We start from the raw sequence: 424 nt of genomic DNA on the forward strand, positions 1-424 counted from the left end.
ATCAGAATAGTCACCGCCGCTAAACGCTTGATTCACAGTCTGATACATTTTGCCATCGCCATCAAAGATCGATTTGAAATCTTCCACGCCGTCGACTTTCAGTGTACCAGCAGCTGGCTCGGATACGTTGATCTGTGCTGTTGTGAGCGTTTGTTTACCGAAGAAGCCTTGATCGGCATCCCACGGATGACGGTTCGTATAAAACAGACGTACTTTGCCATCCTTCGTCATCGTTGCCGAGCCAGACCATTCTTCTGCTTGATGGTTCAGAATCGGATCGTTTGGCACCAGCTTGTCGGTATCTTTGAACACACGGCCAGCATTTTTCCAGGCATCTAGTGATTGGTCTTCTGCTTTTTTGTAAAATAGATAGATAAACGTATCAGAAGATACTTTTGGATCACCAGCCAGACCGAATACGATC

Annotated in this window: 1 protein-coding gene; it reads right to left on the minus strand. The window is 46.2% G+C overall.

Annotated features, from left to right (window positions below; translation table 11 throughout):
• Window positions 1–424, minus strand: a 424-nt coding sequence (locus tag AAHF22_RS02860) for a glycoside hydrolase family 68 protein (protein ID WP_347323450.1), incomplete at both ends; no start/stop codon positions are given.

The sequence above is a fragment of the Paenibacillus wenxiniae genome, from assembly GCF_039822605.1.
GTDB lineage: Bacteria > Bacillota > Bacilli > Paenibacillales > Paenibacillaceae > Saccharibacillus > Saccharibacillus wenxiniae.